The sequence below is a fragment of the Streptomyces sp. NPDC030798 genome, from assembly GCF_055572275.1.
In genome coordinates this window covers 502,988-515,997 of sequence record NZ_JBVIDR010000004.1, presented here as the reverse complement: position 1 = coordinate 515,997, position 13,010 = coordinate 502,988, and the positions used below count along the sequence as shown (strand labels likewise).

Here is a 13,010-nt window from a genome sequence, read left to right as displayed (position 1 = left end):
GAACGCGATCAGTATGTCTGTCGTCAGGTGTGTCGTCGCCGTCCGATCCGGTCTGCCGATCCGGTTCGTCGTCGTCGAGGACCGTGTCGTGACGTGGCCGACCAGCCGTCCGGATCCGAGGAGCCGACCGTGTCCCACTCCCCCACCGCCGAGGCCGAGCTCGCCGAGGAGCTGGCCGCCGTACGGCCGGGACTGCTGCCCCGGTACCGGGCGGAGCTGCCGGGCGCCCGCGCGGCGGTGCTGACCCGGCTGTGGCGGGCGTTCGTCCATGAGCCGCTGCCGTGGGTGACCGGCAGGGTCCGGGGGTCGTACGGCGTCGCCCTGCGGCTGGCCGACGGCAGGACGCTGCACGGCCCGCACGCGGACCCGTACGCGACCGGCGCCCAGGTCACCGCCGTCCGTCTGGACCGCGAGCGCCACGACGATCCGGCGCGCCTGATGACCGACCTGGCGGTGCCGCACGCGGCGGGCTTCGCGGCCGAACTCGACCACAGCACGGCGTCGTTGGCGCTGTCCCGGGCCGGCGCGGATCACCCGAAGGAGTGGCCCGGGCGGGACTGGGAGTGGGAGCAGCGGGTGGTGGACGGGCACCCGTTCCACCCCGGCTGCCGTGCGCGCCCCGGTTTCTCGGTCGCCGACCAGCTCGCGTACGGTCCGGAGCACCGGCCGGTGGTGGAGCTGGGCACGGTCGCGGTACCGGCCGGGGAGTGCCTGGTGTCCGGTCGGTGGCCGGAGGAACTCAGCGCGCCGGGCCGGCTGCGGGTGCCGGTGCACCCCTGGCAGGCGGCCCACGTGCTCAAGCGGTCGTACGACCCGTGGCGGCGGGCGCACCCGCTGATGTCCCTGCGCACCCTGGCCCTGCCCGGCGGCCCGCATGTGAAGACGGCGCTGAGCGCCCGGCTGACCTCGTCGGTGCGGGACATCTCGGTGTACTCCATCGAGGCATCGGCGGCGCTCACGTCCCTCGCCGTGGACCTGGCCGCGCGCACGGACGGCCTGCTGCACGTGACCCGCACCCTGGGCGCGGTCACCGCCCACTCGCCCGACCTGGCCGCGCTGCTGCGGGAGTCGCCCGAGGTGTACGCGGGTCCGGGCGAGCGGGTGCTGCCGGTGGCCGCGCTGGCCGGCACCGGCCTGCCGGACTCGCCCGGCTGGCTCACCGCGTTCGCCAGGCTGGCCCTGACGGTCGGGCTGCGCCTGCTGGACCTGGGGGTGGCGCTGGAGGCCCATGGCCAGAACCTGCTGGTGATCCTGGCCGCCGACGGCACGCCGTGCCGCCTCGTCTACCGCGACCTGGCGGACGTCCGGATCAGCCCCGCGCGTCTGGCCCGGCACGGCATCACGGCGCGGGGCCTGACGGGACGTCTGGTCACGGACGACCCGACCGCCCTGCGACGCAAGCTGTTCGGCTCCCTGGTGGCGGGCGCACTCGCCGGTACGGCGGGCTCGGGGCCGGCGCTGGGCGCGGCGCTGTCGGCCGCGCTGGCGGACCTGCCCCGCACCGCCGACCTCGTGGCGCTGCGCGAAGGCCCGGTGCCCGCCAAGGCGTTGACGCTGATGCGGCTGTCCCCGGACATCCCCGGCGACCAGTGGACCGCGCTGCCCAACCCGCTCGTTTTGGAACCCGGCGCCGTAGATCAATAGGATCCGCCGATGATCAGAAGACAACGGCTGGCGGCGGGCGTCTGTGCCCTGCTCGCCGCCCTGGCAGCCGGGATCGCGTTCCCCGGCGGAGCTGTCGCCGACGAGACGGAGCAGGCGGCTCCCAAGGTCGAGCTCGTGCTGGACGTCAGCGGTTCCATGCGCACACGGGACATCGACGGCGGCTCCCGGATGGCCGCGGCGAAGCAGGCGTTCAACGAGGTGCTCGACGCCACCCCGGAGGAGGTGCGGCTCGGCATCCGCACCCTCGGCGCCAACTACCGCGGCAACGACCGCAAGGAGGGCTGCAAGGACACCGCGCAGCTGTACCCGGTCGGCCCGCTGAACCGGACGGAGGCGAAGACCGCGGTGGCGACGCTGGCCCCGACCGGCTGGACGCCGATCGGTCCCGCGCTGCTGAAGGCGGCGGACGACCTGAAGGGCGGCGACGGCACCCGCCGCATCGTCCTGATCAGCGACGGCGAGGACACCTGCCAGCCGCTCGACCCGTGCGAGGTGGCCCGCGAGATAGCCGCCCAGGGCATCGGGCTGACCATCGACACCCTCGGCCTGGTGCCCGACGCCAAGACCCGCGAGCAGCTCAGCTGTATCGCGGACGCGACCGGAGGCACCTACACCGACGTCCGGCACAAGGAGGAACTGTCGGACCGCGTCGGCCAGTTGGTGGACCGGGCCGCCGATCCGGTGGTGACGCCGGTGGCCACCGAGGGCGCGACGGAATGCGCGAAGGCGCCGTCCCTGAAGTCCGGGCTGTACACCGACCGTGCGGAGTTCGGCCGGCAGCGCTGGTACAAGGTGGACGTCGACCCCGGCCAGGAGCTGCGCGCCTCGGTGTCCGTGGCGGACGACCGGGCCGTGCACCCCGACTACGGAGTGCTGCTGCGGGCGGTGACCGTGCACGGCCGGGAGATCGTGCGCGGCGAGGCGGCGGGCACCGGCCGTACGGACGTGATCTCCACGGGCCTGCGCTACCCGCGGCCGGAGAGCGACGACGAGAACGCCCCCGCCGAGACGGTGTGTCTGCAGGTCACCAACTCCTTCTCGGCCGCGGCCGGCGTCAAGACGACACCTGGTCTGCCGCTGGAGCTGACGGTCGACGTCGTGGACGGCCCGGACCGGGCGAGCGACGTGGCCTCCTTCGGCCTCGGGCGCGGCTGGTGGCTGCTGGGCGCGCTGGTGCTGACCGGCTTCCTGGCCGGTCTGGTGTGGGGCTGGCTGTCGCGCTGGCGGGTCGCGGTCTGGAGGACGAACTGATGCGTGTCACACGAGTGTTGAGCACCGCCCTGCTGGCGCTCGGCCTGGCCGCCGGGCCGGCGGCCGCCGACTCCTCCCCCTCCCCGAGCGCCTCGTCCGACGGCGGGGCGCCCACTCAGGCGGGCACCTCCTTCCGTACGGCGACGGAGATCGAGCAGGGGCAGGAGGCCACCGCGTCCGGCTCCACCGGGGACTACCTGTACTGGTCGTTCCCGGCCGACGCCGGACAGCGCCCGACCGTCAGGGCGACGGTGAAGCTGCCGCAGACGCACGGCGCGCAGACCTGGCAGATCGACGTGTACGACGGTCTGCGGCGCCGCCAGTCCTGCCAGTACGGCGCGGCCACCCGCACCGCCGAGCAGGGGACGTCCACCGTCGAGCTGGCCTGTGTGCTGCGCACCGTGCGCGCCTGGTCGGAGCCGTGGGCCAACGATCCGCTGCCGGGCACGTACTACGTCCGGCTCACGGTGGTGGACCTCGCCTCCTCCGGCCTCGGCCTGCCGGTGAGCGCCGAGCTGCGCGTCGACTCCAAGGACATCGGCGGCGCGGCGGCCGTGGACGGCTCGCTGGCGAAGCCGCTCGTGCCCGGGATCGCGGCCAAGTCGGAGGCGGAGAAGGACGGTTCGGACACGAAGTCGGCGGTGCTGTCGAGCATCGAGCCGGACGACGGCTGGTCCTCCGGCTGGTGGTCCGACCGGTGGGTGTGGACCGCGATCGGTGGTGTGCTGGCGGCGCTGGCGGGGATCGGTGGATACGCGCTGACGCGCGGCTCGGGGCGGCCGTCCCGGGTACCGCCGAACGTCTGACGACATCACGCACCCAAAAGGCCCGCCCGCGGGGCGGGCCTTCTGCTGTCTCAGCCCTCCCGGAGGGCCTTGGCGAGGGTGCCCCCGCCGGTCACGGTGACCCGTCCGGCGCGGACGGCGTCCGGCAGGCCGGTCTCGCCCCGGGCGAGGGCCGCGCACGTCTCGGCGTCCATGACGAGCCGCGCGTCGGCCTCGCGGGGCGCGGGACCGTCGCCGTACACCGGTCCGTCCTCCGCGCCGACGTACAGGTGGAAGTCCCCTTCGTCCAGCTGGACTTCGACGAGCCCTTCGCCCTCCAGGCCCCGCAGCACGGGCAGCGCGAACCAGTGGGCGCGCACGGCGTCGGTGGGCCGCCGCTCCTCCAGGTCCCCCTCGCCCCACCGCCCGAGCGCCTGCAGTACGGGCAGCAACCCACGTCCGCGGGGAGTGAGTTCGTAGACGTAGGCGGCGCCGGGGGGCGGCAGCCGGCGGCGGGTGGCGAGGCCGTCGCGTTCCATGTCCTTCAGCCGTGAGGCGAGTACGTCCGTGCTCACGCCCGGCAGGTCCGCGTGCAGGTCCGTGTAGCGGCGCGGGCCGGCCAGCAACTCCCGGACGATCAGCAGGGTCCAGCGGTCCCCGACGGCATCGAGCGCGCGGGCGACGGAGCAGTACTGGTCGTAGCTTCGGCGAGGTGACATGCGACGCAGTCTAGACGGGTTGTTGGACTTTCCAAGCTCCCACTTGGTAAAACCAAGCAACACGAGTTTCCGGAGGGGCGCATGGAGTTCCGGCAGTCGAACAAGCTCAGCGAGGTCTGTTACGAGATCCGCGGCCCGGTGATCGAGCACGCCAACGCGCTGGAGGAGGCGGGCCACAGCGTGCTGCGCCTGAACACCGGCAACCCCGCGCTGTTCGGCTTCGAGGCGCCGGAGGAGATCCTCCAGGACATGATCCGGATGCTGCCGCGGGCGCACGGCTACACGGACTCGCGCGGCATCCTCTCCGCCCGGCGTGCGGTCGCCCAGCGCTACCAGACGCTGGGCCTGGAGGTCGGGGTCGACGACGTCTTCCTCGGCAACGGCGTCTCGGAGCTGGTCTCCATGGCCGTACAGGCGCTGGTCGAGGACGGCGACGAAATCCTCATCCCCGCCCCGGACTTCCCGCTCTGGACAGCCGTGACGACACTGGCGGGCGGCAAGGCGGTGCACTACCTGTGCGACGAACAGGCCGACTGGACCCCGGACCTGGCCGACCTGGCGTCGAAGATCACGGACCGCACCAAGGCGGTGGTGATCATCAACCCGAACAACCCCACGGGCGCCGTCTACCCGAAGGAGGTCCTGGAGGGCATCCTCGACCTCGCCCGCCGGCACGGCCTGATGGTCTTCGCCGACGAGATCTACGACCAGATCCTCTACGACGACGCCGTTCACCACTCGACCGCCGCGCTCGCCCCCGACCTGGTCGTGCTCACCTTCTGCGGCCTGTCCAAGACCTACCGCGTGGCGGGCTTCCGCTCGGGCTGGCTGGTGGTGACGGGGCCGAAGCAGCACGCGAAGGACTACCTGGAGGGCCTGACCATGCTGGCCTCCATGCGGCTGTGCGCCAACGCGCCCGCCCAGTACGCCATCCAGGCCGCGCTCGGCGGGCGCCAGTCCATCAGCGACCTGACCAGCCCCGGCGGCCGGCTGCACGAGCAGCGCAACGTGGCCTGGGAGCGGCTGAACGAGATCCCCGGCGTCTCCTGCGTGAAGCCCAAGGGCGCCCTGTACGCCTTCCCGCGCCTCGACCCCAAGGTGCACAAGATCCACGACGACGAGAAGTTCGTCCTGGACCTCCTTCTCCGCGAGAAGATCCAGGTCGTCCAGGGAACCGGCTTCAACTGGCCCAGCCCCGACCACTTCCGCATCCTCACCCTGCCCCACGCGGACGACCTGGAAGCGGCGATCGGCCGCATCGGCCGCTTCCTGAGCGGATACCGTCAGTAGCGGGCTCGCAGACCGGAGGAGTCCGGCGGGGCGCGCGGGGCCGACCCGGCCCGACCCGTTTCGCGGACTCCGCCCGGCGGCCGAGCCCATCGGGGATCATGAGGCATGCCTCCGGACGACTGGCACCTCACCGAAGACGTCGACTGCTTCCTCGACCGCGCCGGGGACTTCCTGCGCTCGCGCCCCGCCCTGCACACCACACCGCTGTCCGTGACCGAGAAACTGCGCACGCTCGGGGCGGACGCGTACGGCGGCCTGTTCCCCGTCCTCGGCCGGCTGGAGCGGGCGGGCGAGGTGCAGGCCACCTACTACCGCTTCCCGTCCCGCGGAGTGAACGTCACCCCGCTCACTCCCGAGCAGGCCGACGGCCTCGCCGCCCACCTGCTCGCCCTCGGGCGCCCTCTTCCCTCCCTCACCGCGGACCACAGCACCGCCACCGCCTTCGCCGAGGCCTGGCAGCGGCGCACCGGCGCGACGCCGACGCCCCGCGTCCGGCTCCACCTGTACCGGCTCGGCACGCTCACCCCGCCGCAGCCGGTACCGGAGGGGCGGGGCCGGGTCGTGGGCGAGCAGGACCACGAGCACCTCATGCGCTGGTGCCGTGAGTTCGCCGCGGACGTCGGCGAGGCCGTCACCATCGACGCCGCCACCTGGGCCGGCACCCGCTTCGCCGAGAAGCGCTACACGTTCTGGGAGACCCCGGACGGCACGCCCGTCTCCATGGCGGGGGTGAACCCGACGGTCGGCGGCCAGGCCCGGGTCGACCCCGTCTACACCCCGGCCCACCTCCGCGGCCGCGGCTACGCCGGCGCCGTGACGGTCGAGGTGACCCGGGCCGCGCTGGCCGCGGGCGCCCAGGAGGTCGTGCTGTACACGAACGCGGCCAACCCCACCAGCAACGCCCTCTACCAGCGTCTCGGATACCGCCGGATCACCGACTTCGTCGTGTACGACTTCGCGTACCCCGGGGCGGAAGCCGGTGCCGGTCAGGAACACGCCGGGTCCGGCTGAGCGCACAGCGCGCGGTTCGGCTTCCGGCTACCGGAGCGGGCCGCCTGCGTCGCGTACGCTGCCGGTCACTGACGTACCCGGCAGGAAGGGAACGGCGGACGTGGGTGATCTCCTTCTCGTCCGGCACGGGGAGACCGAGTGGTCGCGGTCCGGGCGGCACACCGGGTGGACGGACGTGCCGCTCACCGAGCACGGGCGGGAGGAGGCGCGGCGGCTGGTTCCACTGATCCGGTCGTACCGCATCGGCGCCGCCTTCGTCAGCCCTCTGCAGCGGGCCCGGGAGACCGCGGAGCTGATCGGGGTCCGCGAGGCCCGGATCGACGCCGACCTGCGCGAGTGGGACTACGGCGGGTACGAGGGCGTGACCACGGTGGAGATCCAGCGCACCCGGCCCGGCTGGTTCCTGTTCGACGACGGGGTGGCGCCGGGTCCCCCGGAGCATCCCGGGGAGAGCGTGGCGGAGGTCGGTGCGCGGGCCGACCGGATGCTCGGCAAGGTGGACGCGGCGCTCGCCCGCACGGAGGGCGTCGTGGTCCTGGTCGCCCACGGCCACTTCCTGCGCGTCCTCACCGCCCGCCGACTCGGCCTGCCCCCGTCGGCCGGCGCCCTCTTCCAACTGACCACCGGCACCCTCTGCCACCTCGGCACAGAACACGAACGCCCGGTGGTGGCGGGGTGGAACTTGCGGGCGGAGGGTTAGGGGCGGCGAGTCTCGGGGGCGGGACCGCCTCGGCAGTCCGGGCAGGGGCCTGCGGAGGAGGAAGCGGCCTCGTGTCGTGCTGGTCGTGGGGCGTTGTCAGAGGTGGGTCGTAGTCTTCGAACGGGCCGCCCGTCCGGTGGTTCCGGGGAAGGTACGACGTCGGAGGGAGCATGCCGTGACCCGACCGCCCAGTGCCGCGCAGCGGCGTGTCATCGACGGTGCCGATCCGGTCACCGGGCGGTTGCGCGGGACGGAGGCGCAGCTCGCCGCGCTGGTGAAGCGGGGGCTCGCCTTCCGGCACCCGCGGCCGCCGCACGCCCACTTCCTCACGCCGGCGGGGCATCGCATACGCGAGGCCGCGCCGGAGGCCGACCCGGAGGAGCCGGCGTCGGACGCCGGGGTGTTCACCGCCCGGGTCGGTGGGGAGGAGGGGGTGCCCGCCTCCGGCCCCGCGCGGCTGCGGGAGGTGCACAACGCCTGGCAGGGGCTGCTGGAGCTGCGCCGGATGACCAACCCGGGCGGTGCCACCGACCGCCCGTGCGGCTGGGAGCGCACGCATCTGGTCCGGGCCGCCGCGCTCGCCCTGGAGGCGGCCGGGCACCGGCCGCAGGGCCCGGAGGGGGACGGGTACCGGGTGCGTGCCACCCCGCAGCCGGAGGCGGTCGCCGTGTACGGACCGGACGGGCAGACCCTGCGGGCGTGCGCGGCCACGCTGGAGCGGGCGGGCTGGCAGGCCGGGGAGTACACGGAGCCGCGGACGCGCATCCGCTATCTGCTCGCTTCGCCGCGCCGCGCGTGAACGCCGTGTCAGGATCGGGGGATCAGTGCGTCGTACACGAGAAGGGGAAGTCGTGAGTGAACCGTTTTCCGTGCGCGTGACCGTCCGCGGATACGAGACCGATGTGCAGGGCCACCTCAACCAGGCGGTGTACCTGAACTACGCGGAGCACGCCCGCTGGTCGCTGCTCCAGGCCGCCGGGGTGAGCCAGGCGCGGCTCGTCGGCCGGGGCGTGGGGCCGGTGGCGCTGGAGACGACGATCCGCTACCACCGCGAGCTGCTCGCCGGTGACGAGGTCGACGTGACCTGCGAGTTCGAGTGGGGCGTCGGCAAGACGTTCCGGATCCGGCAGGAGATACGCAAGACCGACGGCACCCTCGCGGCCGAGGTCGTCGCGGTGGGCGGCATGCTGGACCTCGAGAAGCGCAGGCTGGTCACCGAGCCCCAGGAGGTGTTCCGGGAACTGTCGACGGACCTGGCCCTGTTCGGCCTGTAGCCGGCGCCCGGCCGCCCCGGTCCCGGCCCGAATTCGGGTGCGCGCGGCGGCGACTGCTGCCATGCTCCGGTCCCATGTCACGACGTGTCCGGCCCAGCCGCTGCATCTCCGTCGACGTCGAGGCCGACGGCCCCATCCCCGGGCCCTACTCGATGCTGAGCATCGGCGCCGCCGTGGCCGGCACCCAGGACGCCCACGGCTTCACCCCGGCGGACCCGGAGGAGCTGACGTTCTACCGCGAACTGCGTCCCATCTCCGAGGAGTTCGTGCCGGAGGCGCTGGCGGTCAGCGGTCTGGACCGTGACCGACTGAAGACCGACGGCGCCGAACCACCCGTGGCGCTCGCCGAGTTCAGCGCCTGGGTCCGCGAGGTGAGTGCGGGTGCCCAGCCGGTGATGTGCGGCTACCCGGCGTCGTACGACTGGACGTTCCTGTACTGGTACCTGATCCGCTTCACCGGGGAGAGCCCCTTCGGGCACTCGGGCTGCCTGGACATGAAGACGTTGTACGCCACCAAGGCCGGGCTGCCGTTGCGGGCGGTGGCCAAGGGCACGATGCCGAGGCATCTGCTGTCCCGGCGCCGGCATACGCACCACGCGCTGGACGACGCCGTCGAGCAGGCCGAGCTGCTGGCCAACCTCATGGTGTGGCCCGGTCCCGGTGGGTCGGAACCGGGAGTTGGTTGAAGCCGTAGTAGAGGGCGAGCAGGCCGTGGGCGGCCAGGGTCAGGGGGGCGGAGACGAAGGCCAGGCCGACGGTCAAGGGATAGCCGAGGGTGCCCAGGGCGAACCGGGCGCGGGTGGACCGGGCGGCCGTGACGTCCACGCGGGCGTCGAAGAGGTGGCCGGTGCGGGTGAGGTGCCACCACAGGCCCTGGAAGGCGAGCGCCATCGCGACCATCACCAGGCTGTACACGGCGGCGGCCGCGTGCGAGGCCCGGTCCCCCTCGCGCAGATACTCGGCGAGCAGCGCCGTCGGCCAGGGCACGGCGGCGACCACCATCAGCACCAGCAGGTTGAGGAACATCAGCGTCCGGTCGACCCGGGCGACGAAGCTGAACAGCTGATGGTGGTTGACCCACATGATGCCGATGACGAGAAAGCTCACGACGTACGCGGCGTACGACGGCCACTGCTCGCCCAGTGCCCGCCACAGGTCGCCCGTCCCGCCGACCGGGGGCACCTTGATGTCCAGGACGAGCAGGGTGATGGCGATGGCGAACACCCCGTCGCTGAAGGCCTCCACACGGCCGGACTCGTTCATGCGGCCAAGACTGCCGCATGCGGCGGGGCGGGGTGGGCGGTTGCCTCACCCGCCCCGCCCCGGGCGGGTCAGTGCACGGGGGCCAGTTCCTCGCCCGGTTCCATCGGGTGGGTGACGTCCGCGGCCTCGCCGCCCCGGCCGAGGTGGTTGAAGACCAGGTTCAGCAGGACCGCCGTGACGCAGCCGGTGGAGATGCCGGAGTCCAGGACGATCTTCGCGGTGTCGGGGAAGGCGTGGTAGAACCCCGGCGCCGTGATCGGGATGATGCCGACGGCTAGGGAGACGGCCACGATCAGCACGTTGTTGTCCTTCTCCAGGCCGGCCCGGACCAGCGTCTGCACGCCGCTCGCGGCGACCGAGCCGAACAGGACGACACCGGCGCCGCCGAGAACGGGCCGCGGTACGACGGCGATGAGCGAGGCTGCCATCGGGCACAGGCCCATCAGCACCAGGAAGCCGCCGCCGGCGGCGACGACGAACCGGCTGCGGATCCTGGTCATCGCGACCAGGCCGATGTTCTGCGCGAAGGCGCTGCACATGAAGCCGTTGAAGAGGGGGCTGAGGGCCGAGCCGAGGGTGTCGGCGCGCAGGCCGGCCGCGATGGTCCGCTCGTCCGAGGGGCGTTCGACGACCTCGCCGAGCGCCAGCATGTCGGCGGTCGACTCGGTCATCGACACCACCATCACCACGCACATCGACAGGATCGCGGCGAGGTGGAACTGCGGGGCGCCGAAGTGGAACGGGGCCGGGAAGCCCACCACGTCCGCCCGGGTGACCGCGCCGAAGTCGGTGACGCCGAACGGGATCGCGACGACCGTGCCCGCGACCAGGCCGAGCAGCACCGCGATCTGCTTGGTGAAGCCCCGGGTGAACCGGCGCAGGAGCAGCACGAGCAGCAGGGTGACGCCCGCGAGGCCGAGGTTGGTCGGCGAGCCGTAGTCGTGCGCGGCGGGGTTCGGGCCCTGGGCCCAGTTGAAGGCGACCGGGAGGAGGGAGACGCCGATCAGGGTGATGACCGTACCCGTGACGACGGGCGGGAAGAAGCGGATCGCCTTGCAGAAGACGGGGGCGAACAGGAAACCGAGGAGGCCCGCGACGATCACGGCGCCGAAGATGACCGGCAGCGCGTCCGACCTGTCCTTGGTGGAGGCGACGATCGCGGTCATCGGGGCGACCCCGGCGAAGGTGACGCCGTTGACGAAGGGCAGCCGGGCGCCGATCTTCCAGATGCCGAGGGTCTGCAGGAAGGTGGCGAGGCCGGCCGTGAACAGACAGGCGCCCGTGAGGAAGGTGAGGTCGGTGCCGGACAGGCCTACGGCCGCGCCGACGATCAGGGGCGGGGCGACGACGCCCGCGTACATGGCGGCCACGTGCTGCAGGCCGCTGGTCGCCATCTTCAGTGCGGGGAGTTTCTCGTCCACGGGGTGGACCGGCTGCTCGTCGGCATCGACGGGGTGGGCGGGCACGGCGGCTCCTCCGGTCGGTGGGACACGTCGGCTCTGACGTGGTTTCAGGGAGGTGGTGCGCGAGGGGCATGGGACGGTGACCGTCCGGGGCGCGCGCCTTGACGCGCGCCCCGGAGACGGCCGCCGCAAACCCTGTTCGGGTCCACGGCCACCGGCCGGGAGCCGTCCCTCCCGGCCGGAGTTCTCGGGCCGCTCAGCCCTGCGCGGCGATCCGCGCCAGACGCTGGGCCTGATCCCGCGTGGAGCGGGCGATCGCGTCCTCGTCGACGGTGAGCAGACGGCCGTCCTCGACGATCTGCCGGCCGTCCACGAAGGAGGCGGTGACGGGGGCGGCCGCGCCGAAGACCAGCGCGGTCACCGGGTCGGCGATGGAGGCGTGGGCGAGGGTGTCCAGCTTCCACAGCACCAGGTCGGCCAGCTTGCCCGCCTCCAGCGAGCCGGTCTCGGCCGCCCGGCCGAGCACCTGGGCGCCGCCGTAGGTGCCGAGCCGCAGCGCCTGCCGGGCGTTCAGCGCGGCCTCCCGGTGCGCGCCGAGCCGGTTGATCAGCAGGGCGTTGCGCAGCTCGGTGTGGAGTTCGCCGGACTCGTTGGAGGCGGTGCCGTCGACGCCGAGGCCCACGGGCACGCCGGCGGCGAGCATGTCCGGCACCCGCGCGATGCCCGCCGCCAGCCGGGCGTTGGACGAGGGACAGTGCGCGACACCGGTCTTCGTACGGGCGAAGGCGGCGATGTCGGAGTCGTTCATGTGGACGCAGTGCGCCATCCACACGTCCTCGCCCAGCCAGCCGGTGGACTCGAAGTAGTCGGTCGGGCCCATGCCGAACAGCTCGTGGCAGAACTTCTCCTCCTCCACGGTCTCCGAGCCGTGGGTGTGCAGCCGTACGCCGAGACGGCGGGCCAGCTCGGCGCCCTCGCGCAGGAGTTCGGTGGAGACGGAGAACGGGGAGCAGGGGGCGACGGCGACCTGGGTCATCGCGTCGAAGGAGGCGTCGTGGTGCTCCTTGACGGTGGCCTCGGTGGCGGCGAGGGCGCCCTCGAGGGTCTCGACGGCGAAGTCCGGGGGCAGGCCGCCGTCCTTCTCGCTGCGGTCCATGGAGCCGCGGGCCAGGGTGAAGCGGACGCCCGTCTCTCGGGCGGCGCGGATGATCGCGCCGGAGAGGTCGCCGGAGCCCTGCGGGTAGACGTAGTGGTGGTCCATGGCGGTGGTGACGCCGCCGCGGGCCATCATGGCGAGCGAGCCCTGGGCCGCCGCGTACACCATCGGCTCGTCGATGCGCGCCCAGGTCGGGTAGAGCGCGACGAGCCAGTTGAAGAGGTTGTGGTCGGTGGCCAGGCCCCGGGTGATCCACTGGTAGAAGTGGTGGTGGGTGTTGATCAGACCGGGGGTCACGAGGTGCCCGGTGGCGTCGATGCGGCGTACGACGTTGTCCAGGCCCTCGGGGGCCTTGCCCGCGCCGACCGCCTCGATCCGGTTGCCGGCGAGCACCACGTGTCCGGAGGCGTACTCGGTGCCGTCGGCGTCGACCGTCGCGATCGCACCGTTCTCGATGACGATGCGCTGGGCTGCTGCCATGATTCGTCCTTTTCGCTCAGTGGACTGAAATGAT

Annotated in this window: 13 protein-coding genes; 9 read left to right on the top strand and 4 right to left on the bottom strand. The window is 72.9% G+C overall.

The genetic code is table 11. From position 1 onward, the window contains the following. Positions 1–129: 129 nt before the first annotated feature. From ACZ404_RS12865 to ACZ404_RS12855, 3 genes are read left to right on the top strand one after another with little or no spacing between them, the layout of a single operon-like run. Positions 130–1,644: an IucA/IucC family protein gene (locus ACZ404_RS12865; protein WP_468438959.1), complete on the top strand. Its 1,515-nt coding sequence runs from the start codon at positions 130–132 to the stop codon at positions 1,642–1,644. A 9-nt stretch (positions 1,645–1,653) separates the two neighbouring features. Continuing rightward, on the top strand, positions 1,654–2,916 hold the full coding sequence (locus ACZ404_RS12860; protein WP_468438957.1) for a VWA domain-containing protein: 1,263 nt from the start codon (positions 1,654–1,656) through the stop codon (positions 2,914–2,916). After that, positions 2,916–3,722: a hypothetical protein gene (locus ACZ404_RS12855; RefSeq protein ID WP_468438955.1), complete on the top strand. Its 807-nt coding sequence runs from the start codon at positions 2,916–2,918 to the stop codon at positions 3,720–3,722. Before ACZ404_RS12860 ends, ACZ404_RS12855 begins: the two co-directional genes overlap by 1 nt. 50 nt (positions 3,723–3,772) lie before the next feature. Here ACZ404_RS12855 and ACZ404_RS12850 read toward each other — a convergent pair whose 3' ends face one another. Then, positions 3,773–4,399, bottom strand: coding sequence for a winged helix-turn-helix transcriptional regulator (locus ACZ404_RS12850; protein WP_468438953.1), 627 nt, complete (start codon positions 4,397–4,399; stop codon positions 3,773–3,775). Positions 4,400–4,480: 81 nt separating this feature from the next. On the opposite strand from ACZ404_RS12850, the gene ACZ404_RS12845 reads away from it, so the two are divergent. The 6 genes from ACZ404_RS12845 (at position 4,481) to ACZ404_RS12820 (ending at position 9,360) form a co-directional block, all read left to right on the top strand. Further along, positions 4,481–5,689: a pyridoxal phosphate-dependent aminotransferase gene (locus ACZ404_RS12845; RefSeq protein ID WP_468438951.1), complete on the top strand. Its 1,209-nt coding sequence runs from the start codon at positions 4,481–4,483 to the stop codon at positions 5,687–5,689. A 105-nt stretch (positions 5,690–5,794) separates the two neighbouring features. Next, on the top strand, positions 5,795–6,700 hold the full coding sequence (locus ACZ404_RS12840) for a GNAT family N-acetyltransferase (protein ID WP_468438949.1): 906 nt from the start codon (positions 5,795–5,797) through the stop codon (positions 6,698–6,700). 100 nt (positions 6,701–6,800) lie between these two features. After that, complete coding sequence (locus tag ACZ404_RS12835; protein ID WP_468438947.1) at positions 6,801–7,400, top strand: histidine phosphatase family protein; 600 nt, start codon at positions 6,801–6,803, stop codon at positions 7,398–7,400. 175 nt (positions 7,401–7,575) lie between these two features. Then, entirely contained in the window at positions 7,576–8,199 is a 624-nt protein-coding gene (locus tag ACZ404_RS12830) for a hypothetical protein (RefSeq protein WP_468438945.1), read from the top strand. A 52-nt stretch (positions 8,200–8,251) separates the two neighbouring features. Further along, complete coding sequence (locus ACZ404_RS12825) at positions 8,252–8,674, top strand: acyl-CoA thioesterase (RefSeq protein ID WP_468438943.1); 423 nt, start codon at positions 8,252–8,254, stop codon at positions 8,672–8,674. Positions 8,675–8,748: 74 nt separating this feature from the next. Next, positions 8,749–9,360: a 3'-5' exonuclease gene (locus ACZ404_RS12820; RefSeq protein WP_468438941.1), complete on the top strand. Its 612-nt coding sequence runs from the start codon at positions 8,749–8,751 to the stop codon at positions 9,358–9,360. Here ACZ404_RS12820 and ACZ404_RS12815 read toward each other — a convergent pair. The 3 genes from ACZ404_RS12815 to ACZ404_RS12805 form a co-directional block, all read right to left on the bottom strand. Beyond that, the gene (locus ACZ404_RS12815) at positions 9,314–9,937 is read right to left on the bottom strand and encodes a TMEM175 family protein (RefSeq protein ID WP_468438939.1); all 624 of its coding nucleotides are present in this window, start codon (positions 9,935–9,937) and stop codon (positions 9,314–9,316) included. The genes ACZ404_RS12820 and ACZ404_RS12815 overlap by 47 nt on opposite strands. 68 nt (positions 9,938–10,005) lie before the next feature. Beyond that, positions 10,006–11,403 carry a nucleobase:cation symporter-2 family protein gene (locus ACZ404_RS12810; RefSeq protein WP_468438937.1) on the bottom strand — a complete coding sequence of 466 codons (1,398 nt, stop codon included), beginning with the start codon at positions 11,401–11,403 and terminating at the stop codon, positions 10,006–10,008. A gap of 193 nt (positions 11,404–11,596) precedes the next feature. Next, complete coding sequence (locus ACZ404_RS12805; RefSeq protein ID WP_468438935.1) at positions 11,597–12,976, bottom strand: 8-oxoguanine deaminase; 1,380 nt, start codon at positions 12,974–12,976, stop codon at positions 11,597–11,599. Positions 12,977–13,010 lie beyond the last annotated feature (34 nt).

Excerpts from the sequence above, each read along its gene's own strand:
- ACZ404_RS12845 (WP_468438951.1), top strand. The coding sequence starts at position 4,481 with ATGGAGTTCCGGCAGTCGAACAAGCTCAGCGAGGTCTGTTACGAGATC.
- ACZ404_RS12860 (WP_468438957.1), top strand. The coding sequence starts at position 1,654 with ATGATCAGAAGACAACGGCTGGCGGCGGGCGTCTGTGCCCTGCTCGCC.
- ACZ404_RS12855 (WP_468438955.1), top strand. The coding sequence starts at position 2,916 with ATGCGTGTCACACGAGTGTTGAGCACCGCCCTGCTGGCGCTCGGCCTG.
- ACZ404_RS12850 (WP_468438953.1), bottom strand. The coding sequence starts at position 4,399 with ATGTCACCTCGCCGAAGCTACGACCAGTACTGCTCCGTCGCCCGCGCG.
- ACZ404_RS12815 (WP_468438939.1), bottom strand. The coding sequence starts at position 9,937 with ATGAACGAGTCCGGCCGTGTGGAGGCCTTCAGCGACGGGGTGTTCGCC.
- ACZ404_RS12805 (WP_468438935.1), bottom strand. The coding sequence starts at position 12,976 with ATGGCAGCAGCCCAGCGCATCGTCATCGAGAACGGTGCGATCGCGACG.
- ACZ404_RS12840 (WP_468438949.1), top strand. The coding sequence starts at position 5,795 with ATGCCTCCGGACGACTGGCACCTCACCGAAGACGTCGACTGCTTCCTC.
- ACZ404_RS12820 (WP_468438941.1), top strand. The coding sequence starts at position 8,749 with ATGTCACGACGTGTCCGGCCCAGCCGCTGCATCTCCGTCGACGTCGAG.